The sequence below is a fragment of the Paenibacillus diazotrophicus genome (genome assembly GCF_042610465.1).
This window is the reverse complement of sequence record NZ_JBGJZN010000001.1, coordinates 1,591,175-1,615,795: the sequence shown is the minus strand read 5'-3', so window position 1 is coordinate 1,615,795 and position 24,621 is coordinate 1,591,175. Positions and strand designations below refer to the sequence as shown.

The following is a 24,621-nucleotide window of genomic DNA, read 5'->3' as shown; positions in this document are numbered from 1 at the left end:
GCTTTTTTTTGCCCGGAGAATGATCCTGTTTTCCCTCTTAACCTTAACGTGATCTTTATCCGCTCCAGCAATCCCTAATCCTGAATAAATGACGATAGTGATACGCTGGAAGGGTAGTGAACAGCCGAAGAGAGAAGGAGTTATGTATGAATGAATTTTTGAAAAATGCGGGTCTTATCTCCATCATAGCCATGTTTCTTTTTATTGTGAAAAAATTCTATGACCATTACTATTGGCAAAGCCTGTTCAGTGAGGAGAACGAGGATGATAAGGAGCCTCCTAAATCTTAATACAATCTTAATTCGCTTATAGAATCTCTAATCCTTAACTAATGGCAGAAATGTTACGCTGGATTGAAGTAATAAGGGAGAGAAAATAAAAGATGATAGAGAGAGAGGAGTGGCAAAGAAAATGATGGATGTGTATATGGTAGCAGCTCTGGCGGTGCTATTCGTACTCCTCTACACCTTTGCTCAGTGGTGTGGACATATGACTGATGATGCAAGGGGGACGGAACAATGACTATCGTTATTGCAGCTGCCTTGCTGCTGTTTCTGTATTTGGTATACGCCCTGATTCATCCAGAGAAATTCTAAAAATTCATTCAATGATGCTATAAGAGAGAGTGTCAACTTAAGGAGGGGCCTTCGTGGGTATTGTGCAAATTGCCGTAGTCATTGTCATACTGCTGCTGCTGGTAAAACCGGCAGGAACTTATTTATATCATGTATTCTCAAATGAGCCGAATCGTACAGACCGTCTATTTGGCGGGTTCGAACGCGGGATATTCAAATGGAGCGGACTGAAGAACCGTGAGGGAATGAGTTGGAAGGGTTATGCTATCAGCTTCCTGGGGACAAACATTGTACTGGTAGCCTTCAGCTACTTGTTCCTTCGTCTGCAAGGCGCACTACCGATGAATCCGAATGGAACCGGAGGGATGGAGCAATCACTCACGTTCAATACTGTCATCAGCTTCATGACGAATACCAATCTGCAGCATTATAGCGGGGAGACCGGTCTAACCTATTTCTCGCAAATGGCTGTGATTACAATGATGATGTTCACTTCAGCTGCGAGCGGATTTTCCGTGGCAGTCGCTTTCGTAAGAGGTATTACCGGAAGAGATACGGTCGGGAATTTCTTCGAAGATTTCGTGAAAGCCATCATCCGTATCTTTCTCCCGCTGGCTCTGCTGGTGACATTGGTATTGGTGGCCCTGCAGGTTCCGCAGACATTACAGCCATCTCTTCATGTAACAACGCTAGAGGGTGGTTCGCAACAAATTGCTATTGGCCCGGTTGCCTCACTTGAATCAATCAAGCACCTGGGTACGAACGGCGGCGGATTTTTTGGAGCCAACTCGGCCCATCCATTTGAGAACCCGTCCCCCCTGACGAATGTTATTGAAATCCTCTCGATGTGGACTCTGCCCGCATCCCTGCCTTATATGTACGGATTATTTGCCAAAAACAAACGTCAGGGCTGGTTTGTCTTCAGCGCGATGATGACCTTGTTCGTATTGCTGCTGGGCCTCAACTTTTACGCGGAAACGGCTGGAAATCCGGCAATCAATGCGATGGGTATCGACGCCTCCCAGGGTAGTATGGAGGGGAAGGAGGTCCGGTTTGGGATCGCACAGTCTTCTTTGTTCACAACCGTAACAACGGCGGCAACTACCGGTACCGTTAATAATATGCATGATACCCTCACTCCGCTTGGCAGCATAACTCCGCTGACCCTCATGATGCTGAATAATGTGTTCGGAGGCAAGGGTGTAGGTCTAGTCAACATGCTGATGTATGCGATCCTGGGAGTGTTCCTGTGCGGGTTGATGGTTGGCCGGACACCGGAGTTTCTTGGCCGGAAAATTGAAGCGAGGGAAATGAAACTGATCGCAATCGCAATACTCATTCATCCGCTGATTATTCTGGCACCTACCGCTGCCGCCTTCTTGACCGAGCTGGGTAAAGGGAGCATCTCGAATCCGGGCTTCCATGGAATGACGCAGGTGCTCTATGAATTCACCTCTTCTGCGGCCAACAACGGTTCGGGTTTCGAAGGTCTGGCCGATAACACTACCTTCTGGAATGTACTTACAGGGATTGTCATGCTGCTTGGAAGATATGTATCCATTATCGCCATGCTGGCAGTGGCCGGCTCCATGATCCGTAAGAAGCCCGTTCCGGAGACGATCGGCACGTTCCGCACCGACAATGTCCTATTTACAGGAATTCTAATCGGTACAGTGCTGATTATCGGTGCACTGACCTTTCTGCCGGTGGTGGTTCTCGGTCCGGTTGCAGAATATTTGACCTTACGTTAAGAGAGGGAGAACAAGATGAGTACCATACCTAAAAAGAAACTGCTAACCGGCCCTATCCTGCAAAGTGCGGTCAAGGACAGCTTCATGAAGTTGAATCCGTTGACCTTGGTGAAAAATCCGGTGATGTTCGTTGTAGAAATCGGCACAATTATCGTACTGATGATGGTGTTGGCCCCCGGCTATTTCCATACCGAAGACTCCATAGGTTTCAATATTACAGTCTTTTTGATTTTACTAGTAACTGTATTGTTCGCTAATTTCGCTGAAGCACTGGCTGAAGGGCGGGGCAAGGCTCAGGCGGATACCTTGAAGAAAACGAAACAGGATATTTCCGCGAACAAGCTGGTGGGCGGTGCTGTCAAGATCGTCTCTTCTTCTGATCTGCGTAAAGGAGATATCGTGGTCATCAGCCAAGGAGAACTCATTCCCGGCGACGGCGAAGTCATTGAAGGCCTTGCTTCCGTGGACGAATCTGCGATTACTGGGGAATCAGCTCCAGTCATCAAGGAGGCTGGAGGAGACTTCAACTCTGTCACAGGCGGCACAAGAGTAGTAAGTGATCAGATCAAGGTTCGGATTACCAGTGATCCCGGTGAATCGTTTCTGGACCGTATGATCTCCCTTGTCGAAGGTGCCCAACGTCAGAAAACTCCGAATGAAATAGCACTGAACACGCTGTTAATCAGCTTAACAATTATTTTTCTGATCGTCGTAGTCACATTGCGGCCGATTGCCGCCTATCTGAATGTCGATTTGGAGATCCCTGTCCTGATCGCGCTGCTGGTCTGTCTGATCCCTACTACCATCGGCGGTCTACTGTCTGCAATCGGAATCGCAGGCATGGACCGGGTTACCCAGTTCAACGTGCTGGCGATGTCAGGCAAAGCGGTTGAAGCAGCCGGAGACATCAATACGATGATTCTCGATAAGACAGGCACCATCACCTTCGGGAACCGTATGGCCAGCGAATTTGTTCCCGTAGGGAATGAGAATGAAGCGGAACTTGCGGGGTGGGCAGCAATCAGTTCACTGAAGGACGAGACACCGGAAGGCCGTTCCGTGATTGAACTGATCAAAATACAGGGTCATCCTTATCAGACCGGACTGGCAGAAGAGGCAGAAATCATTGAGTTCCGTGCCGAAACGCGGATGAGCGGACTGGATCTGAAGGATGGACGCAAGGTCCGTAAAGGGGCTGTTGATTCCATGAAGCGCTGGGTCTCTTCCCAAGGCGGGCAGATTCCCGGTAATCTGGACAAAAGATCGAATGATATAGCCGGTAAAGGCGGAACACCGCTTGCCGTTGCCGTTGACGACCGGATATTCGGACTTATTTATCTGAAAGACACCGTGAAGCCCGGAATGAAGGAACGATTTGATGAGCTGCGCAAAATGGGTATCAAAACGATTATGTGCACCGGAGATAATCCTCTAACCGCTGCAACAATTGCTGCTGAAGCCGGAGTGGACGGTTTTATCGCTGAAAGCACACCGGAGAATAAGATTGAAGTCATTCGCCGTGAACAGCAGGAAGGCAAGCTGGTCGCTATGACGGGTGACGGAACGAACGATGCTCCTGCTCTGGCCCAGGCCGATGTGGGGCTTGCCATGAACAGCGGAACCTCAGCTGCCAAGGAAGCGGCGAATATGGTTGATTTGGACTCAGACCCGTCCAAGATTATAGAGGTCGTTGCCATCGGCAAGCAGCTGCTGATGACCCGAGGTGCCCTGACTACCTTCAGTATTGCGAATGACATCGCCAAATATTTTGCAATCATCCCTGCGATGTTCACGCTCGCGATTCCGGAAATGGAGGTGCTGAACGTAATGGGGCTGGGATCGCCAAGCTCCGCTATTATCTCGGCACTGATCTTTAATGCGATTATTATTCCGCTCCTGATCCCCCTTGCCATGAGAGGGGTATCCTATAAGCCGATGAGCTCTGTTAAGCTGCTCCGCCGGAATATATTTATCTATGGATTCGGAGGCGTACTGGTTCCTTTTCTGGGCATTAAGCTCATTGATATGATCGTTAGTATTTGGATATAAGCTATATACGGTTATTAAGACAGAGAGGACGGATCATAAATGAAGAACACTAGTTCTTATATACTCAGTATAGTAAGACTCAGCGCTATTTTTATTATGCTTTGCGGAGTTGTGTACCCGCTGGCTTCCACAGCTATAGCCCAGGTGTTAATGCCTTCACAGGCGAACGGCAGCCAGCTGAAGAACAGTGCGGGCCAGGTGATTGGCTCCGAACTGATTGGCCAGAACTTCACCAATCCTGCGCTGTTCCACGGACGTGTGTCTAGCATCGATTACAAAGCGGAGGCTTCGGGCTCGAATAATTATGGCCCATCCAACAAGGATATGCTGAAGCGCACCAGCGACTTTATCGCCCAGTGGAAGCTGGACAATCCGCAGGTTCCAGTGAATCAACTGCCTATCGATCTGGTTACGAACTCCGGCTCAGGCCTCGATCCGGATATTTCCCCCGCCTCGGCTATCGTGCAGGTTCCCAGAATCAGCAGTCTGACCGGTATTTCTTCGGATAAGCTTGAACAATTAATCCAAGCGCATACGGAGGGCCGCGCTCTTGGATTGTTCGGCGAAGAACGGGTGAATGTGCTGAAGCTGAATATGGCTTTATCTGAATTGTCTGCTCAGTAATCAGGCGGTTACCCTGTTCGTGTCCCTCACGGACAGGGTAATTTATATTCCTATAAGGAGGCCACCGGATGTCCCCGTACAAACGTAAATCTCCGGAAGAAATTCTGTATTCCATTTACCGCCTTCGCCGGGGCCGTCTCAAGATCATCATCGGCTCCGTAAGTGGTTCAGGCAAGACCTATCACATGCTGGAGGAAGGCAAGCTTTTGCAGCAGCAAGGGATCGATGTGGTGATCAGTGCTGTCTCGACGATGCAACGGGCGGAGACTGTACAGCAACTGGTGAATCTTGAGCGCGTCCCCAGCCTTCACTGGATGAAAGACGGCAAGGAGCAGAAGGATCTTCCTGTCGATGTTCTGCTTCAGCGCAATCCTGAGGTGCTTCTGGTGGACAGCTTGGCCCACCGTAATCGGGAAGGAGCCCGTTTCGAGACACGGCTGGATGATATCCGTCATTTGATGGATCACGGCATTAGTGTAATTACAACCATTAACGTATATGAGCTGGCTGGAATGGCCGAAATTATTCAGCAGAAAACGGGTATTTGCGCGGAGGAAACGGTTCCGCTCAATACTCTGGAGCTGGCGGATGAGGTGCGCCTGATCGACGTGTCCCCCGAAACCATATTAAAACGTATTGAAGAAGGGGTTCTTGGCGGAGAGACGCCTCCAGCGCTGACCCGGCGCGGAAATCTTGGCGTCCTCCGTGAGCTCTCACTCCGTCTGGTCGCCGAGGGGGTCAATGATTCACTGGAAAGACACCGGGAGGAGCAAGGACTAATTGGTCCTTCCGGCGCCACTGAACGGATTCTCGTCTCGACACAATATCATTGGAATGGTTCGCTGTATGTCAGAAGAGGACAGCAAATCGCCAAGCGGCTGAACGGTGAGCTTATGGTGGTAACCTTTGTGCTTCCAAAACATCAGTTAACTAAGGATCAGCAGAGCTTCAAACGTGCGATCACGAAGCTGGCCCAGCGGATCGATGCCCGCTTCGAAGAGCTGTCTCTTCCAAGTCTGCGGCTGCTCCCAGCAATATTGGTACGTTATGCCATCCGTAATAACGTCACGCGGATCGTCATGGGGCACTCCAAGAAAAGCCGCTGGCAGGAAAAGTGGCAGGGCTCCATCGCCAATCGGGTCCTACGTAAATCACGGAACATCGATGTATTCCTGATGGCTGACAGGGCAGAGCAGGAAGGGGAACGGATATTGCCAATCAAGCCCGGCTCCAACGGGAAGGAGGAACCTTTTCACCGGTTAACCAGTCAGGAGATGGAACAGAAGATTGAGCGTATTCATCGTGGAACGTTCAAGGTCTATATTGGTGCGGCGCCTGGGGTTGGGAAAACCTATAAAATGCTGCAAGAGGGAAATCTGTTGCTGACCAAAGGCATTGATGTAGTCATAGGTCTACTGGAGACACATGGAAGGAAGGAGACCCAACGGCAAATCGGGGGATTGCCCCTTATTCCGCGGGCCCGCATTCAGTATCAGTCCTCACAACTGGAGGAGATGGACACAGACAGCATTATTGCCCGTCACCCGGAGGTTGTGCTGGTGGATGAATTGGCACATACCAATGTCCCCGGAAGTCTGACCAAAAAACGCTATGAGGATGTTATGCGGCTGCTCGATAACGGCATTTCCGTAATCACAACCGTGAACGTTCAGCATCTGGAAAGCCTGAATGACGCAGTGGCACAACTGACTGGAGTTCGTGTCCGGGAAACGGTCCCTGATGCAGTTTTGAAAATGGCCGGTGAGGTTGAACTCATTGACGTTACACCACAAATGCTGCAGGAGCGAATGCGGGAAGGGAAAATTTATGCAACCGAGAAGGTGAACCAAGCCCTGGAGTCTTTTTTTAAGATTGGGAATCTGATTGCTCTGCGCGAGCTGGCTCTTCGTGAAATTGCGGATGATGTTGATGAACGGCTGGAGGCGTGGGACCGGGAGCCGTCCCTGCGAGGCCCGTGGAGCCGCCGTGAGGTCATCTTTGTGTGTGTCGATCTCGGCCCACGTGCAGAGCGTCTAATCCGCCGGGGCTTCCGTATTGCACACAGACTCAAGGCAGAATGGTATGTGCGCTATGTTCACTGCGGAGGACACCATACCCCCGAAGAACAAAAGCGGCTGGAGTCCCTGCGGCATTTGACGGAACGGCTGGGCGGGAACATGGAAGTGGCTTTGGCGGGCAGCAGTGCTGTTGTGCATCAGCAGCTGCTCAGCAGAATGAATGAGGTACAGACCACTCAGCTGATTATCGGACACTCCCGCAGGCCGCTGTGGCGCAGCTTATTCAAGGAAAGCTTTGTACATTATTTGCTCCGCCATGCAAGGCATATGGATATGCTGATAGTGGCAGACTTTGACCCGGAGGCGGCAGAAGCGGTAAAGTATTGACAGATAGCTTTTTTATCAAACCGACAAACAGATCAATCTGAATAACAGCAATTCATAAGAAAGCATATGCTGATCTGCATGTTATGATAAGAAGCATACAAATCTCAAGTCTCAGACAGGAGGGATTCGCTTGAAACTTTCACATTTTCGTCTGCTGGTGCCAGATGTGCGTGAATGTTTTATATTTTACCGGGACATTATGGGTCTGAAAGTCCTCCACGGTAGTGAGGAGACTCCTTATGCAGAGTTTTATACAGGAGATATCAATCTGGCTCTGGAGCCACTGATGGGGAATGAACCCATTCAAGTCTTGCGTGAACGCAAGGAATTCAGCAACCCTGACCGGGCGGCTCTCATTTTCAAGGTAGATAATGTGGATGCTGTTTACGATCAATTGCGCAGCAAGCATGTTGAATTTGTAAAAGAACCTCACGACACGCCGGAATGGGGCCACCGCGTTGCCTACCTTCGTGACCCTGCCGGTACCTTAATTGAACTTAATCAAGGATTGTAACCATTAATGAGCAGCATGCTTTTTTCAAGAGCATTCCACTTACCGCTTTACGGATGGCCCGCCTGGAGCGGGTCTTTTTGTTGTACTTTTTCTATGTGAAAAGAATTCAAGTATCGAATAACCCTCTGCCAATCAAGTTAGCTTTAACCGGCTTTCTTCCGATTTCCCTTGACCATATAGACATTTGACCGCTATGGTGAATCTCATGGACTATCAAATGCCGCATCACTTCGTCGTATTTATGGGCTTCCCGTTCCCCTTCATCCGTGATATCAATCATAATTGGCGAGTTGAAAATCAGAAATGATTATGGTAAGATGCCTGTAAATTAAAGAACGGAGCTGAAGAGGAAAATGTAGGATTTTCTTGCGGATCTATAAAATAATAAAACAGTTATATATCTGAATCTAAGGTTCAGCTTATGTAGTGCGATGGTTTTCGCATGTTTTATTTCTTTATACGCAAGAAAGTTACATTTCCTTTCACTCAAACGATGGATCCTTAATCTGCCCTGCTGCGGGTATGATGTTCTGTATCTATTTGAGCTGCAAGAAATTAACTTTCTTGTAGCTTTTATTTTTTTATACAGGAGGATCACTAGATGTCACTTATTAATATTACCAACCTTACGTTTGCCTATGAAGGCAGCTACGATAACATATTTGAGAACGTGAATTTTCAGATCGACACTGATTGGAAGCTGGGATTTACGGGGAGGAACGGCAGAGGGAAGACCACCTTTCTACAGTTGCTGCTCGGTAAATATGAACACAGCGGAACTATTTCTGCGAATGTTGCTTTTGAATACTTCCCTTACCCTGTCCCGAACAAGGAAGAGCATACGCTGGATGTCGTGAGTGAAATCTTTCCGGATTATATCCATTGGCAGTTTATGCGGGAGCTTTCTTTGCTTAAGGTAGATGAAGACGTTCTATACCGTCCTTTTGCCTCATTGTCCAATGGTGAGCAGACGAAAGTGCTGCTGGCCGCTTTGTTTATTAAGGAAAACAGCTTTCTACTCATCGATGAACCTACCAATCATCTAGATATGCAGGCCAGGAGACTGGTCAGTGATTATCTCAATACCAAAAGCGGCTATATTCTGGTGTCTCACGACAGGTCCTTTCTGGACAATTGTGTAGATCATATTCTGTCTATCAACAAGACCAACATTGAAATTCAAAAAGGAAATTTCTCGAGTTGGTGGGAGAATAAAAGACACCTGGATAACTTTGAACTGGCACAGAATGAGAAGCTCAGAAAAGATATTACGCGTCTCGCGGATTCTTCCAAACGGACAGGGAACTGGTCACACGAAGTGGAAAAGTCCAAAAATGGGACCCGAAACTCCGGCTCCAAGGTGGATAAGGGCTACATTGGCCACAAGGCTGCAAAAATGATGAAACGTTCCAAATCTATTGAACAAAGACAGCAAACAGCAATTGAACAAAAGTCCAGGCTGCTGAAAAATATCGAGAGCGCCGATAACCTGGAGATTTCACAGCTTCCATATCATAAAAACATTCTTACAGAACTAGAACAGGTCGCTATTTCCTATGGCGAGAAACAGGTCTGTTCAGATGTGACTTTCACAATTGAGCAAGGGGATCGCATCGCGCTTACGGGAAAAAATGGCTCCGGTAAATCCAGCATCCTCAAACTGATTTGCGGCGAGGATATACAATACACAGGCAGCTTTACTAAGGATCGTCAGCTCAAAATCTCCTACGTATCCCAAGACACCTCGCATCTACAAGGCAATCTAACGGATTTCGCCCGGGATAACGGGATAGATGAGAGTCTTTTCAAATCCATCCTAAGAAAGCTTGATTTCTCTAGAGTACAATTTGAGAAGGACATTTCTACTTTTAGCGGCGGTCAAAAAAAGAAGGTGCTGATCGCCAAAAGTCTGAGTGAGCAGGTTCACCTGCATATTTGGGATGAGCCGCTAAATTTCGTCGATGTCATTTCACGGATGCAGATCGAAGAGCTGCTGCTGGAGTATGAACCCACCATTCTGTTCGTAGAGCATGACCGGGAATTCTGCGGCAATATCGCTACGAAGATTATTGAGCTATGAGTTTGTTTAAGGAAGGGAAGAAAAGGGACTTATGAAGAAAGTTATCATCATCGGCTCAGGAATCCTTGGGGCGTCAACGGCCTATCATTTAGCTAAAATGGGAGCGGATATCCTTGTTGTCGACCACAAGGATAAGGGACAAGCAACCGATGCTGCCGCCGGCATTATCTGTCCTTGGCTGTCGCAGCGGCGTAATCAGGCTTGGTATCGACTCGCCAAAGCAGGTGCCGGTTACTACCCGGAGTTGATCACACAGCTTCGGGACGAAGGTGAGACAGATACCGGTTATGCCCGCGTTGGAGCTCTTAGTGTTCATCAGGACGTGATGAAAATCAAACAAATGGAGGAAAGGGCTAATCTGCGAAAGGTGGATGCACCTGAGATCGGAGATATTATACAGCTTAATGCAGCACGAACACGCGAGCTTTTTCCGGTACTGGAAGAGGGTTATTCTTCCGTTCATATCAGCGGCGCTGCCCGGGTTGACGGACGTGCTTTGCGCGATGCGCTCAATCAGTCTGCACAGCGAAACGGTGCCGTCTTTATGCATGGGGATGCCAAGCTGCAATACAGCGCACATCGTGTAACAGGCGTAGTTGTGGGTACACAAACCTACAATGCTGATGTTATCATCGTGTGCGCCGGAGCGTGGGCCCATCCGCTTTTGCAGCCGTTAGGCATCAATTTTAAAGTCCGTTATCAAAAAGCTCAAATCGTTCATTTAGAGATTCCAGATCATCAAGATACAGATCACTGGCCTGTAGTTATTCCGCCAAATGATCAGTATTTGCTGTCTATGGGTCAACAAAGGATTGTTATCGGTTCAACCCACGAAAATGAAGTCGCAGGCTACGATACAAGAATAACTGCCGGTGGAATTCAGGAGATTCTGAATAAAGGGTTAGACCTGGCGCCTGGTTTAGTGAATAGTACTTTTCTGGAGACAAGAGTAGGTTTCCGCCCTTTTACACCAGGATTTCTCCCTGTCATCGGGACAGTCCCCGGCTGGGAAGGTCTACTTGCAGCTAATGGACTTGGCGCATCCGGATTGACGATGGGTCCTTATGTAGGAAGGCAGCTGGCTAGAATGGCTCTGGGTATAGAAATGGAAATAGATATCAGCGAATATGACATCCGGAATGCAATGGATGAAGTCTGATGCTGTGTACGGATCATCTTAAATGGTGTCCTTCGGATGAATTGCACCATTCAGAATTCCCTGCTATACTTTTTTCGAAAGAACTTTTGTTCATCTGATAGGGGGTTATACTGATGGCAAAACCTAATTGCTCATTAGCTAGGAAGTCCTCATGCAAAGCCTAATTTAGGGGCGATACTTTGTGTGAGGGCGAGAGAATGGATCCGATCGCCCATACTTGACTTTATCGTTTCTAATAACGGGCTTTGCACCTTATGGTTTTTCCATTAAAAATAAGGGGCTGCAGAGCTATGAATACACCATTTATTAGAAACCATCAATATAACGTCATTAAGAAACAATCCGAATTTCTTCAAAAAACACTCCGATCCGTCGCGGATCAGAGCGTCCTAAAAACAGTAAGATATCGCACCGCTGTGAATATCATTGATGCGTTTCTTTCTCTGTCAACAGAGCAGGAACACATGCTGGAGCAAGTATCCGGTTTGGAGACAGCACATGAATTCCAGAGTTATCTTATTGCATTGGAACCCTATCTGGAACCTTTTCCACCGATTACACTGAAGCAGATCCAGAAGCTTTTTCCGAAGAATAAGAAGCTGAAGGTACCTGATCTGCAATCCATTGATTTTAGATATGTCACATATCTGAGCTGGGTTGACATTGCTACGAACAAACTATTTATGGTCTATCCATTCGAGGGACAATTCATCGGCATTGAAGGAAGAATCATGCCAACGCACAAGAAAGGGTATTGCATGTTCTGCAACCGGCATCAGGAGCTTGCGTTCATAACCGTCAAGACCAAGCCTGCAGGTGCTTTGCCCGATCAGTATTCTTCCATTGGCCAATACGTATGTCTAGACGGCCAGGCTTGCAATCAGAGTATTACCGGCACAAGCTCACTGGAGAAGTTCATTGTCTCTGTTCGTAAATAATCTAACGTACGGCTGCCTTTAAAGGCAGCCGTTTTTGATTTGGAATTTTTATTTTATAAAGATTAGGTTGCGACAAAATAATATTAGATGGACCGGAGCAGGTGATGGTTAAGCGAAGCTAGGCTTCTGGTGTTAAAGGGATTGCTCATAAGATAGATCCTCAGGGCTCAGCTTATCCGCATAGTATGCTCTGAATTCAGCCGGCGTTCGCGTCGTCAATCTCTTAAAGAGAGTTGTAAAATATGAAACACTGGAAAATCCGACATATTTTGAAATATCCGCGAACGACTTGTTCGTTTCCAGCATGTACTTTTGAGCTGTTTCTATTCTTTTTCTCTGAATATATTCCATAGGCGTCATATGCTTTATCCGCTTGAAAGTCCTCTGCAAATGATAGGGACTCCCATGGCACTGTTCAGCCAAAAGTTCCAGCGTGATCGTATCGGCAAAGTGCCTGTCGATATACCAGGTGATCTGGTCGACCCATTCTTCGTCAGGAAGTCGTTGTCCGCATGGTTTGCATCGTTTGCAAGGTCGGAAATTTTCCGCTAGTGCCTGCGACGCATCGAAGAAAATTCGGACATTCTCTTTTTTAGGAGGTCTTGACTTGCAAGAAGGTCTGCAGAAAATACCAGTCGTGCGAACCCCGTAAAAAAATGGATGCTCGTAATTTGCGTTATTGTCAAGTTCTTCCGTTAGTAGTGAACCCTCCTGAACTACATCATCCAACCGGCATCACCTCTAGCCTAAGTATACCCTTAATATCAGGATTCTGTAAGCAAATGGGAATGAAATAGCAAGATCGCACAAGCCGAGTATTGGCGAATGAGCGAGCAACATTGAGAAAGTCCGGGTATGGTACAACTGAAATGCAAAAACAAAATAAATCGTCAGGAGTTGGATAACATGAGTAAAATGCATAACAAAGTGGCTATTGTAACTGGAGGAAGTAGAGGAATCGGCCGGGCAATTGCACAGCGACTTGGACAAGAAGGTGCAACGGTCGTAGTGCATTACGCAACCAACCAGAGGGCTGCTATAGAGGTTGTGGAGGAAATTAATCGCAACGGAGGCTCAGCATTTTCCGCTTGCTCTGACCTTGGAACACTTAATGGAGTCCGAAGCCTTTACGCTACTGTTGAACAGGAGCTCATTGCACGGTTCGGCATGTTCAGTATTGATATTCTAGTCAACAATGCGGGGATGGGACTCACCTCTGCCATTGAAGATACGAAGGAGGAAGACTTTGATTCGCTGATGATGCTGAATGTAAAAGCGCCGTTCTTCATGATCCAGCAGGCACTGCCTCATTTACGAAGCGAAGGGCGTATCATTCAGATTTCTTCAGCCGTAACCCCCATTTCTTTGCCAGCTATCCCGGCCTATAGCATGTCGAAATCCGCTATTAACGTCCTGACACTTTCACTTGCCAATCAGCTTGGCCCGCGGGGTATTACAATTAACGCGATTGCTCCTGGATTTGTAGCCACCGATATGAATGCTGATATGCTGCAGAATGAGGAAAGTCGGGAGTTCGGTGCCAACTTCTCAATTTTCGGACGATGGGGTGAACCGAAGGATATCGCAGATATCGCTGCGTTCCTCGCTTCTCCAGATAGCAGTTGGATCACTGGACAGGTCATCGACGCAAGTGGAGGATCTTATTTGTAAATAAAGAGATTTATGAACATATATTGAAGCCATATCATTCAACCTATATATCTGAAAATATAGCAATCCAGAAGTGATCGGTCGGGACATGCAAAAAGATAGATAAGTAAGAAGCCTAGGGCTAATCTTGTTGAAGATCAGTTTTTTTTGTTGACCTATAGATACTTATTTCTCTTCTGATGATGTAATCGCCACTAAGGAATGGTCGGCCAAAGAGAAGATGAGCTCTGCCAGTTCATTACTGGAGATGACAAATCCTTCTTGTATCCATTCTTGTATGATCGCTAGGCTTCCATTGACCAGGTAAGAATAAGTATACCGTTTCAATCGTTCAGGTATGTTGAGTTGAAGCTGACTATCAATATTCTTGAGTATTTCATTCAGAAGGCGTTTGGGAAATAACACGTTTTCATTGGAGGTGAGGAGCATGACAGTGAATAGCTCCTCATCCTTTTTAATGTACTCTAAAAAAGTCTGAATATAAGTAATACCGCTGTCTCCAGCTTCAATTTTATCCAGATAGGCACTTGTATTATTAATAATCTCCTGTTCAACATTTTCAAGCAGGTCATAAGCATTGGCATAATGTAAGTAGAACGTGGAGCGATTGATGCCTGCTGAGGTGCACAATTCCTTAACACTAATTTGGCTTATATTTTTCTCTTTGAGTAAGCGGATCAAGCTCTGTTTCAGCAGTAGTTTGGTTAACCGTTCACGTTGATTCATGATCATTTCATCTCCAAAAAATAAAATTTCTAGATAATTAGACACTTTGCTCTCAGATGTCTAGATTCCATCAAAGCATAAAACAACTGATGGTTGTTAAATAGACACCGTGTCCGTAGTATGAAGGTAGGCGAATGACTTGTCAATAAACTTATGATGCAGGTGAACAATAATGAAGAAAAAACGAATCATGATTACGGGTGCAGCAGGCAATATGGGTGGAGAGACGTTAAAGCTGCTTATAAACGATCTGGCGAAATGCGAACTGCTGCTCTTTGATTTAGACAATCCTAACAGCCGTGAGAAGCTCCAGCCCTATGAAAGGCTGAACGGTGTGAAAATAGTCTATGGCAATTTGTTGGATCGCAACCTGGTGGATGAATGTGTGAAGGATGCCGACATTATCCTTCATATCGCTGCTTTTGTTTCTCCTGCGGCTGATGAGTTTCCCGATCGGGCCATGCAGATTAACTATGGTTCAGCGAAAAACATCATTGACTCCATTAAGAAAAGTGGTCGTGCTGATGTCACGCGCTTTGTAAATATCGGTACAATAGCAGAAACCGGTGACCGTATGCCGCCAATCCATTGGGGACGTGTGGGTGATCCTCTTAAGCCAAGTGTATATGATTACTATGCCGTTTCTAAAATCGCTGCCGAGCGTATGGTCATTGAATCTGGACTAAGCTATTGGGTGAGTCTCCGCCAAACGGGTATTATGGGCCCGGCGATGAGTAAGATTCAAGACCCGATTATGTTCCATAATTGTCTGGAAAATGTACTTGAGTACGTATCTGACCGGGATTCAGGACGATTAATGCGTAACCTGTGTATCCAGGATATCGACGGAGAGCTTGATAAAGCATTTTGGCAGCATATCTATAACATTGGCGGAGGAGAAAGCTGCCGGGTGAGTACACTTGAGATGTACCAAGTGCTGTACGGCAAGCTTGGCATTACCAATCTTGATCATGTCATCGACCCTAAATGGTATGCTACCAGGAATTTTCATGGACAATACTATCTGGATTCTGACAAGCTGGAGAATTATTTCCACTTTCGACAGGATACGATGGAGTACTTCTATCAGAGCTATCTCGATAATCTTGGCGCACTTGTTCCAGTAGCAAAAGTCATCACGAAGCTCCCGAGAGGGCAAAAATTAATGGGGGCTATGATTAAGCGTACAATGAAAAAACAAGCTGTGAAAGAACGTGGGACACTGCGTTTTATAGAGGATAATGATATTGAGAAAATCGATGCTTATTGGGGCAGTAAGAAAAATTGGGAGTCGATTCCGGGAAAACTATCCGAGATGAAGAAATTCACCGATTGGAACAAAGTTATCAAGCTTGACCATGGTTATGATGAGAATAAGCCTGCCTCACAATTAAATATTGAAGATATGAAAGAGGCTGCAACATTCCGCGGTGGTGAATGCCTGTCTACAGAGATGGCGACGGGAAATTGGACGAATAAGCTTGATTTCAAATGTGCATTCGGCCATACCTTTAGTGCCAGTCCCAAACTTGTTCTTGAGGGAGGACATTTCTGCCCTCAATGTGAACGTGAAAGCTGGAATTACAAAGAACGTGCTAAGCGTGAACCGTTCTTTGCTCAAGTATGGAACCCTATTCAAGGCAAGGATGATGGACGAGCATATAAAAAAATTGTATCTGAATTAGATATTGCAGGAGAATAGAGCGTTCTTGGTTAAAAAGCTTGTTCCTAGAGGGCAAGCTTTTTCTTTGTAAGCAAGCATAACGTAATTAACTAAGAACGCATACTAGTGATACAGGGGTGAACACCATGCTTATAAAAGATATTCATTTTCTAATGGATTCTTTCTATAATATTACTGGCTTACCAATAAGATATTATATAGACCAGCAACTTGTACGGGTGCTGCCCGATGTTCCGACATATTTAGACCCTGTGAGCAAAGCACTCCCTATTTTGGCCCAAGATGAGCATGCTGTGAGTTACTATGTTTCAGAAGACTTTCTATTCTACGGGAAGATTACTAATGTTGGTTCAGCGGGAGAGTTTATATTGGGGCCGGGCTACTACACGCCTTTAACAAAAAATCATCTTTCCAAGATTAGGATTCATTCTACAATTTCTTATCAACACAGCACAGCATTCTCTGAATTTATTACTAAAATACCCTTAATCTCTTTTGAAGGCTTTTTGAATTCGCTATGCATTTTTAACTTTGCTCTTACAAGGAAGAGAATAACTGTTGAGAAGCTACTGATGACCGGTAACCATTTCAACAGCTTTGAAGCAGACATTAAGAACAAGATGTCAAAAAACTTGTATGAAACAGAGACGGAACTTACCTTCCATAATACCTATACTCTCGAGCAACAAATCATTGAATTTGTGCGTACTGGAGATGTGGAAAGGCTTAAGGCTTTATTTGAAAATTCTGTACGTGGCAAAGGCGGCCTTGTTGCAAAGGATGCGCTGCGTCAGGAGAAAAATATTTTTATTGCCAGCGTCACTTTGGTTACCCGGGCGGCTATAGAAGGTGGCCTGGATATTGAAACGGCATATCATCTCAGCGATACTTATATTCAACAGTCAGAAAGCTTGTCCCGGCTTGACACTCTTTCATTCTTGCGGCAACAAATGATTTTTGATTTTGCCGAGAGAGTGGCGATGAACGAAATTCCTAAAAATGCTTCACTCATTACTATCGAATGTATTCAAAGTATTAAAAAAAATATAAACTCCATTATATTAGTTAGTAAGATTGCTTCTGACTTGGGTGTTAGTGCGTCCTATATATCCAGGAGGTTCAACGAGGATATGGGTATTAGTTTAAGCAGTTATATCCATAAGATAAAAATGGAGGAAGCTAAAAAGCTGCTGGCTTTTTCTGATAAACCTTTGAGTGAGATTAGTAATTATCTTTGCTTCTCCTCACAAAGCTATTTTCAAAATCAATTTAAAAAGTATACAGGAAAGACTCCTTTAAAATACAGGAATACTTTTAAAAATGGTACGTAGCCGCCTCAAATAATAAGCACATTAAAGCAATCAGTACCCGGAATAGATGTGGGTATTCGATTGCTTTTTTATTGTTAAAGAAAATGCTCGAAATTTGCAATCCAGTTCATAGATGTACAATACGTTCTCATGAAAATGTCGTAGACTGGGACAATAATTACTGCAAGGAGGAAACAATGAAAAGTAAGAAAAAGCTTCTTAATCTGTTGACAATTGAAGAAAAAGCGGCGCTCCTCGAAGGTATTGATTCCTGGAATACAAATGGAATACCTCGATTAGGTATACCGAAACTTTTTTTAACTGATGGTCCCCATGGGCTTCGAAAGGTTAGGAGTGCAGGCGGTGGATTCGCTGTCTCCGACAATGCTCACTCTACTGCGTTTCCGACCTCAGTTACGGTTGCCTCTTCTTGGAACCCGGAGTATGCAAAGAGAATGGGTGAAGCCATTGCTGAAGAATGTAATGCCGAGGAAGTGGATGTGTTGCTTGCACCGGGAGTTAATATCAAGCGCAGTCCGTTATGTGGACGAAACTTTGAGTATTATTCCGAAGATCCGTTTGTTTCAGGTAAGTTTGGCACGGCATTTGTACAGGGGGTTCAAAGTAGGGGAGTAGGCTGCAGTGTAAAGCATTTTGCAGCCAATTCAAATGAGAATTTCCGTTTTGTAGGTAACAGTATCGTTGATGAGCGTGCACTTAGAGAAATATATCTTCGTGCATTTGAAAGCGTTGTTAAAGAGGCGAGTCCGTATACTGTGATGTGTTCATATAATCAGTTGAATGGAGTATTTGCTTCTCAAAACAAGAAATTACTTTCTTCTATATTGAGAGATGAGTGGGGCTTTGAAGGCGTTGTATTGACAGACTGGGGGGCTACCTGTGACCGCGTAGAAGGTGTGCTGGCGGGTTGCGACCTCGACATGCCTGGTGGCGTGTGGCATAACCGAAAAACAGTCATTGAAGCAGCCAAAACCGGAAAATTACCTATGCATAAGCTGGATCAAGCAGTTGAAAGAATGCTGGGCCTTGTTGAACAATGTACTCCCAAGAAGCCCAAAGGCGAGGGTTATAATCCAGAGTCTCATGCACAGCTATCCTGTGAGATCGCCAAAGACAGTGCAGTGCTACTTAAAAATGACGGCACTCTGCCGTTAAGCGGAAAGGAAAACCTGCTTGTTGTCGGTGAGATGTTCGAAAAAATGCGTTATCAGGGAGCTGGTTCGTCACTGATCAATCCGCCCAAGGTCATTACCCCTATGAACGCGTTTGATGAACGCGGAGTTTCTTACATATATGAAAAGGGATTTCGCTGCTTTTATACGGAAAGGGACACTGCGTTGGAGCAAGCGGCGCTGGATGCCGCGAAGCAAGCAGACACCATTCTGTTCTTCGGGGGCCTTTCCGACTTTGAGGAGAGTGAAGGATTCGACCGGGAGCATATGAAGATGGGAGATAACCAGACAGAGTTATTAAACGCTCTTATCGCTACAAGAAAAAAAGTAATACTAGTCTTATTCGCCGGCGCACCTGTAGAACTGCCTTTCTTCGATAAGCTTTCTTCCATGCTAAATATGTATTTGCCGGGGATGTATGGAGGAGAAGCTGCAGCGGCCTTACTGTATGGGGAAGTTACACCTTCAGGGAAGCTTGCAGAAAGCTGGCCTATGCATAACAGCAGTACAAGCTGTTACGCTGATTATAACCGCAGTTCTATCTCAAATTACTATGAAAGTATTTATGTTGGATACCGCTTCTACGATAAGGCCGGTACCACACTGCGGTTCCCTTTCGGATACGGATTGTCATATACATCATTTCAATACAGCAATTTATCCTTTAGCCAGAGCGGTGAAACGATCACAGTGAAGACGGATGTGACAAATATCGGTGGGCGCAGCGGCTCCGAGGTCATACAGCTTTACGTGGAAAATAATCGAAGCAAGGTGTTTAAAGCAGATAAAGAGCTCCGTGCCTTCTCTAAAGTATTCTTGACAGAAGGAGAGACCAAAACGATTGAGCTGAAGTTTAACCAATCTGATTTATCTTACTGGAACGTTAAAGAGCAGCGGTGGGTTTTGGAGAATGGTACTTATGAAATTGCTGTGGCCGCCTCGGCAGTGGATATTCGTTTAAACGCATCTATAACAATAACCGGTGAGAAGGAAGCCGTAATTCCCTATTCGGCTGATATTATGGATGCTTACAATAAGCCGCCGCTCAGTATCCCTGCTGCCTTTGAGAAGCTGGTCGGATATCCTCTCCCAGTAGCAGTATCAAAGTCTAAATTAACAATCGAATCTACTCTGGCTGAGTTTAAGAGGACTTTGATGGGGCGCATCCTGTATACCGGAGTTATGCATGTCATACAAAAGGATTATAAAAAAGCGCAAGCTATGCCGGATTCACTGGAACGCGATACCCGAATGAAAAATTCTCATTTTGTCGTAAAAATGATGCCTTACAATTCAATCCGCTCCATGTGCATGTCATCAGGAGGGAAATTCACATACCAAACTGCGATCGGTTTTGCAGAACTGGCTAACGGGAACCTTATCAAAGGGCTGAAGACCCTTTTAAAAAAGGACAAGCCGCTTCCTCTTCCGGGTGAACAATAAGGAGTGAAAACAAATGAATCGTATGAAAGCGGTTTTTCAATCGAAGGCTATGAATTCCCGTGTAACCTCAGCGGATACTACTGCGAAAGAACGCTGGCTCGGTTATCTGATTGGTCCTTCCGGAGCGTTGTTGTTGAATGCTGTTCTGGCGGCTTATCTGAATGTTTATTACACAGATGTACTTGGTTTGACCTCCGTCGGCGGTGGAGTGTTCCTTGTTGCATTTCCGATCGTTTCAAAGATCCTTGACGCCATAGCAAATTTTGTTATGGGATATATTATTGACCGTACAAGAACAAGACAGGGAAAAGCACGGCCTTGGCTGTTATTATCTGCACCGCTAATGCTGGTTTCTGGTATACTGCTATTTCTTGTGCCACAAGCAGATACAAAAATACAGGTGATCTGGATTGTCCTATCCTACAATTTGTATTATTCAATTGCTTTCACGACTTATAATGTGGGCCATAATTTAATGGTGCCTCTTTCTACCCGTGATGGTATACAGCGCGGGAAATTGTCTGTATTCAGTCAGGTTTCAACGATTATGATGAGTGGAATAATTGTAGCCTTAATTTTTCCAATGACTATTCTGCCGCTTATCGGGGTTGATAAAAGCCGTTGGATCCTCGTGATGTGCGTTATTTCCATAGCAGTCTTACCACTTACTCTAATTGAATATTTTTTTACGAAGGAACGCGTGACGGCTGAGAGTACAGGCGGAAATATTGAGGATGGCGAGTCCAAGTTACCCTTTCGTACGCAGCTGAAGGCTATTGTTTCGGACCGGTATATGTTAATTATTCTGAGTTACTTCTTAATCTATACCTTTGGTGTCTGTCTGAAAAATCTGAGCCTGGTCTATTATTGCAACTATGTGCTAGGGACCTATAGTGATGGTGTTACACAGACGTTAATTTCTGTTGTAGGCGGAGTTCCGCTTGGCATTGGGATTTTTGCTGTATGGCCGTTAGCCAAAAAGTTTGGAAAAAGGAATGTAACCCTTATAGGTTTTGTTCTGGTTGGCATAGGTAGTGCCGTTTGCTGGGTATATCCGGCCAACATGCCAATCGTTCTGGCAGGGCAATTCATTAAGAATTTAGGCTTTCTGCCAAGCGCCTATATTTTTATGGCACTATTCGCAGACACACTAGACCATATGGAATGGAAAACCGGGTATCGTTGTGATGGAATTGCGATGTCTGTTTATACCACTATTGCCGTAACGATGGGTGGCTTATGTACAGGTATCTTCAACGGCATGTTATCTTTTGCGGGTTATGCAGCCCCCTTTTATAATCAAGCAGGTGATTTAGTTAGTACCCAGTCAGAATCTGTTCAGGACATGATCACCTTTGCTTTTGTGGGATTTGAAACCATTACCAGTATTATCTTAATTGGCTTGCTGATCTTCTTAAATGTGGAGAAGGGGCTGGGACTTAAACAGAAAGCAATGAAAGACCGCAGGGAGGAACAAAACAATGCTTAAAATAAACAAATTAAAAATAGAAAATATGGAACAAGGCTGTATCACGGATAGAAGTCCAAATATTTCATTTGCGCTCGATTCCGATGTGAAGGGTGAAAGCCTGTTAAGCGCAGTGATAACAATTGGGGACTGGAAATATGAAACCACAGATCAAATAAATAATGTTTATAGCGGAGAACTGAAGCCCTTTACTACGTATAGTGTTCATGTCACTGCAACAGGTACAAGCGGACAAACCGCTGATGCTGAGACATCTTTTGAAACTGGACGGTTGGGAGTTCTTTGGCAGGGGAAATGGATTACAGATGGAGGTTATGATTTTCCAAAAAAGGTTTCACCAGTTCCAATGACCTTCAAGCGTGCGTTCACAATAAGCAAGCCTGTGCGTCGTGCATGGATTAATGCTACAGCACTAGGTGTCTATGAACTGATGTTGAATGGCAGCAAGGTGGGGAGGGACTACTTTGCTCCAGGCTTCACTTCTTATGATCATCAAATACAATATCAAACGTATGACGTTAGCGGCTCACTCGGGACTGATAATAGGTTAATCGCTGTCGTAGCAGGTGGTTGGGCAGCCGGATCCTTCAATTACGTCCGGAAGAACAAGATCAATGCCGACCGGCAAGCGTTTCTATGCGAATTGCATATTGAGTATACCGACGGATCCTATGATGAAGTGGTTACAGATGAATCCTGGCAAGTCTCAGAAGAGGGTAACTACCGCATGGCCGAATGGTATGACGGAGAGACTTATGATGCCACTGTAGACTTGGAACGGATTGAATGGAAACAGACAACCTTGTCAGCTCCACGCAAGAATCCTCTTTTGTCGGCACAGTATGGAGATCCGGTCCGTGTTCAGGAAGTACTGAAGCCGATTTCCTGTACTCTTTCACCGAGCGGTGAAATGATCTATGATTTCGGTCAGAATTTTGCCGGAGTCATTTCGGCAAAACTGCTTGGCAAAAATCATCAAGAGGTTATCTTTCGTCATGCAGAGGTTCTTGTTGATGGGGAGTTATTCGTTAAATCGCTACGTACCGCGAAAGCGACAGCAACCTATATTTGCAAAGATGGTCCACAAACGTACTCTCCACGCCTAACCTATATGGGATTCCGTTATGTAGGTGTAAGAGGTATCCATGCCGAAGATTTGGAATTATCAGCGCTGGTGCTTCATTCCGATTTTGAAGAAATAAGTGAATTCGAATGCTCTAATGAATTAATTAATCAATTACACAGCAATATTCGTTGGGGAGGCAAATCTAACTTTGTTGATATTCCTACAGACTGCCCGCAGCGTGATGAACGTCAGGGGTGGACCGGTGATATTGCCGTATTTGCTCGGACTGCCTGTTACAATTTTGATTTAAGCCGGTTTCTGGACAAATGGCTGGCAGATATGCGGGCGGAGCAGGCACCAGGTGGAGGCCTTCCTATGGTTGTCCCCCGCGCAGGCGACCACTGGCCAAGAATGGCTACATCTGCTTGGGGAGACAGCTGCATTCTTGTACCTTGGGCAGAATACCTTGCCCGCGGCGACAAGCAGCTTTTGGAGCGGCAATATCCAACGATTAAGAAATTTTTAAAAGCGGCTAAGTGGTGGTCTGAACTTTTTTCGGTTACACCTAACAGCCGTCACGTCTGGCGTTTCCCGTTTCATTTTGGAGACTGGTGCGCACCTGACGAGACAGCCAGGCAGTGGCTAAAGAAAGGTAAGTGGGTCGGGACAGCTTATTTTGCCAACTCTTGCGGTTTGGCTGCCCAAATTGCTGACTTGCTTGGCTATGAAGAGGATGCCGTTTATTACCGGAAACTAAGATCTAGAATTATTGAAGCTTATCGCAAAATCTTTACTGATAGTAAAGGTAATTTAAAAAAAGAATTTCAGACCGCCTACGTCCTTCCACTTCATTTCAATATGACAGAAGGTAAAGAGACAGCCGTTATGGCGGAAAATCTTGTCCGGCTTGTTCGTGAGGCAGGCAACAAGCTGACCACTGGCTTTACAGGAACCCCTTATCTATTGTTTGCTCTATCAGACAATGGATATCCTGATAAAGCATACGAGCTGCTGCTTCAGGAGGGATGTCCGTCTTGGCTGTATGAGGTCAAAGCTGGAGGAACAACCATCTGGGAACGCTGGGATGCACTCCGCCCGGATGGAACAGTGAATATAGGTGATCTAAGCGGAAACAAATCAGATGAAGGATCCGGTGGAGGGATGGTCTCCTTCAATCATTATGCTAACGGTGCAGTGGGAGACTGGTTATACAGACGAATGGTTGGCCTTGAGCCAACCAGCGGGGGGTACAAGACCTTCCGGATTGCACCAGTCTTAGGAGGCGGAATTACGTCAGCAAAAGGAAGCATCCAGACACCTTATGGATATGCATCATCTGAGTGGAGTATTGAAGAAAACAGATTTGCTATTCATGTTCATGTACCCGTATCTACTGAATGCACACTTGTTATGCCAAATGGTGAGCAGCACAAACTGGAGAGCGGAAGTTTTGCCTTCACTTGTGAAATCTGAAGACTATTGTTATCGCTGTAAACTTTAACATTATAGATAAACTAACTTCGCCGCAGATTAGATCTAGCAGTTCTAACTGCGGCATTCCAAGGTTGACATGTAGTAGCGGTGAATCTCAATCTTACTATCAGTAACCAAAATAAAAAAATCATAGCTTTAAAAACAATGAACTTCAGTTTTCATTGATTGCTGTGGAGCTGCAGCAGTCACTATCTAATTATCAGCAAATGAGCTTACTGTCAGTGGACAAGAACATGGTACTATAGCCGATTTGATAATCATCTAAAACTAAGCCAAGCACGTAGAAAAGCTGATCTTAAGAGTTAGTGGGCTAGGGTAGTCGAATATTTTTAACGAGAATCGAAAAGGGGCTGTTTCTTATGAACAGAGCATTGCCGGAAGTCCAATTTTGGCGTAGTGACTGCTCTAATGCACTGGGGCTACACGTGGGATTTACATTCTAATAAAAAG

At 45.5% G+C, this 24,621-nt stretch carries 18 protein-coding genes and 1 pseudogene; 16 read left to right on the top strand and 3 right to left on the bottom strand.

The genetic code is table 11. The annotated features are described in order from the left end of the window. Nucleotides 1–146 precede the first annotated feature (146 nt). The 7 genes from ACAN54_RS07365 (at nucleotide 147) to ACAN54_RS07335 (ending at nucleotide 7,918) form a co-directional block, all read left to right on the top strand. Nucleotides 147–290 carry a hypothetical protein gene (locus ACAN54_RS07365; protein ID WP_379152508.1) on the top strand — a complete coding sequence of 48 codons (144 nt, stop codon included), beginning with the start codon at nucleotides 147–149 and terminating at the stop codon, nucleotides 288–290. Between the two features lie 228 nt (nucleotides 291–518). After that, nucleotides 519–596: a K(+)-transporting ATPase subunit F gene (gene kdpF / locus ACAN54_RS07360; RefSeq protein ID WP_379154139.1), complete on the top strand. Its 78-nt coding sequence runs from the start codon at nucleotides 519–521 to the stop codon at nucleotides 594–596. A gap of 53 nt (nucleotides 597–649) precedes the next feature. Beyond that, on the top strand, nucleotides 650–2,326 hold the full coding sequence (gene kdpA, locus ACAN54_RS07355; RefSeq protein ID WP_379152505.1) for a potassium-transporting ATPase subunit KdpA: 1,677 nt from the start codon (nucleotides 650–652) through the stop codon (nucleotides 2,324–2,326). Nucleotides 2,327–2,341: 15 nt separating this feature from the next. After that, a complete protein-coding gene (gene kdpB / locus ACAN54_RS07350; protein WP_379152501.1) occupies nucleotides 2,342–4,375 on the top strand; it encodes a potassium-transporting ATPase subunit KdpB in 2,034 nt (677 codons plus the stop codon). Between the two features lie 39 nt (nucleotides 4,376–4,414). Next, nucleotides 4,415–4,999 carry a potassium-transporting ATPase subunit KdpC gene (kdpC, locus tag ACAN54_RS07345; RefSeq protein ID WP_379152498.1) on the top strand — a complete coding sequence of 195 codons (585 nt, stop codon included), beginning with the start codon at nucleotides 4,415–4,417 and terminating at the stop codon, nucleotides 4,997–4,999. Nucleotides 5,000–5,067: 68 nt separating this feature from the next. After that, the gene (locus ACAN54_RS07340; RefSeq protein ID WP_379152495.1) at nucleotides 5,068–7,404 is read left to right on the top strand and encodes a histidine kinase; all 2,337 of its coding nucleotides are present in this window, start codon (nucleotides 5,068–5,070) and stop codon (nucleotides 7,402–7,404) included. A 130-nt stretch (nucleotides 7,405–7,534) separates the two neighbouring features. After that, complete coding sequence (locus tag ACAN54_RS07335; protein ID WP_379152492.1) at nucleotides 7,535–7,918, top strand: VOC family protein; 384 nt, start codon at nucleotides 7,535–7,537, stop codon at nucleotides 7,916–7,918. A 106-nt stretch (nucleotides 7,919–8,024) separates the two neighbouring features. On the opposite strand, the pseudogene ACAN54_RS07330 reads toward ACAN54_RS07335, so the two are convergent. Further along, nucleotides 8,025–8,180 (bottom strand): annotated as a pseudogene (locus ACAN54_RS07330) (DinB family protein); the annotation flags it as partial. 339 nt (nucleotides 8,181–8,519) lie between these two features. Between ACAN54_RS07330 and ACAN54_RS07325 the strand changes: the two are divergent. The 3 genes from ACAN54_RS07325 (at nucleotide 8,520) to ACAN54_RS07315 (ending at nucleotide 12,095) form a co-directional block, all read left to right on the top strand. Beyond that, nucleotides 8,520–9,998: an Lsa family ABC-F type ribosomal protection protein gene (locus tag ACAN54_RS07325; protein ID WP_379152488.1), complete on the top strand. Its 1,479-nt coding sequence runs from the start codon at nucleotides 8,520–8,522 to the stop codon at nucleotides 9,996–9,998. Nucleotides 9,999–10,029: 31 nt separating this feature from the next. Next, nucleotides 10,030–11,157, top strand: coding sequence for an NAD(P)/FAD-dependent oxidoreductase (locus tag ACAN54_RS07320; RefSeq protein ID WP_379152485.1), 1,128 nt, complete (start codon nucleotides 10,030–10,032; stop codon nucleotides 11,155–11,157). 290 nt (nucleotides 11,158–11,447) lie between these two features. Beyond that, nucleotides 11,448–12,095: a FusB/FusC family EF-G-binding protein gene (locus ACAN54_RS07315; protein ID WP_379152481.1), complete on the top strand. Its 648-nt coding sequence runs from the start codon at nucleotides 11,448–11,450 to the stop codon at nucleotides 12,093–12,095. A gap of 132 nt (nucleotides 12,096–12,227) precedes the next feature. Here the strand turns inward: ACAN54_RS07315 and ACAN54_RS07310 are convergent, their stop codons facing one another. Next, the gene (locus ACAN54_RS07310) at nucleotides 12,228–12,824 is read right to left on the bottom strand and encodes a bifunctional transcriptional activator/DNA repair enzyme AdaA (protein ID WP_379152478.1); all 597 of its coding nucleotides are present in this window, start codon (nucleotides 12,822–12,824) and stop codon (nucleotides 12,228–12,230) included. Between the two features lie 177 nt (nucleotides 12,825–13,001). On the opposite strand from ACAN54_RS07310, the gene ACAN54_RS07305 reads away from it, so the two are divergent. Continuing rightward, the gene (locus tag ACAN54_RS07305; RefSeq protein ID WP_379152475.1) at nucleotides 13,002–13,766 is read left to right on the top strand and encodes an SDR family oxidoreductase; all 765 of its coding nucleotides are present in this window, start codon (nucleotides 13,002–13,004) and stop codon (nucleotides 13,764–13,766) included. Between the two features lie 165 nt (nucleotides 13,767–13,931). On the opposite strand, the gene ACAN54_RS07300 is transcribed toward ACAN54_RS07305, so the two are convergent. After that, the gene (locus ACAN54_RS07300; protein WP_379152472.1) at nucleotides 13,932–14,492 is read right to left on the bottom strand and encodes a TetR/AcrR family transcriptional regulator; all 561 of its coding nucleotides are present in this window, start codon (nucleotides 14,490–14,492) and stop codon (nucleotides 13,932–13,934) included. Between the two features lie 172 nt (nucleotides 14,493–14,664). On the opposite strand from ACAN54_RS07300, the gene ACAN54_RS07295 reads away from it, so the two are divergent. From ACAN54_RS07295 to ACAN54_RS07275, 5 genes are all read left to right on the top strand, one after another. Next, nucleotides 14,665–16,194, top strand: a complete 1,530-nt coding sequence (locus ACAN54_RS07295; RefSeq protein ID WP_379152469.1) for an NAD-dependent epimerase/dehydratase family protein — start codon at nucleotides 14,665–14,667, stop codon at nucleotides 16,192–16,194. Between the two features lie 107 nt (nucleotides 16,195–16,301). Then, nucleotides 16,302–17,507, top strand: coding sequence for a helix-turn-helix domain-containing protein (locus ACAN54_RS07290; protein WP_379152465.1), 1,206 nt, complete (start codon nucleotides 16,302–16,304; stop codon nucleotides 17,505–17,507). 176 nt (nucleotides 17,508–17,683) lie between these two features. Further along, nucleotides 17,684–20,122, top strand: a complete 2,439-nt coding sequence (locus tag ACAN54_RS07285) for a glycoside hydrolase family 3 C-terminal domain-containing protein (protein ID WP_379152462.1) — start codon at nucleotides 17,684–17,686, stop codon at nucleotides 20,120–20,122. A gap of 13 nt (nucleotides 20,123–20,135) precedes the next feature. Next, nucleotides 20,136–21,611: an MFS transporter gene (locus tag ACAN54_RS07280; RefSeq protein WP_379152459.1), complete on the top strand. Its 1,476-nt coding sequence runs from the start codon at nucleotides 20,136–20,138 to the stop codon at nucleotides 21,609–21,611. Further along, nucleotides 21,604–24,150 carry an alpha-L-rhamnosidase gene (locus ACAN54_RS07275; RefSeq protein ID WP_379152456.1) on the top strand — a complete coding sequence of 849 codons (2,547 nt, stop codon included), beginning with the start codon at nucleotides 21,604–21,606 and terminating at the stop codon, nucleotides 24,148–24,150. The genes ACAN54_RS07280 and ACAN54_RS07275 overlap by 8 nt, the downstream gene beginning before the upstream one ends. Nucleotides 24,151–24,621 lie beyond the last annotated feature (471 nt).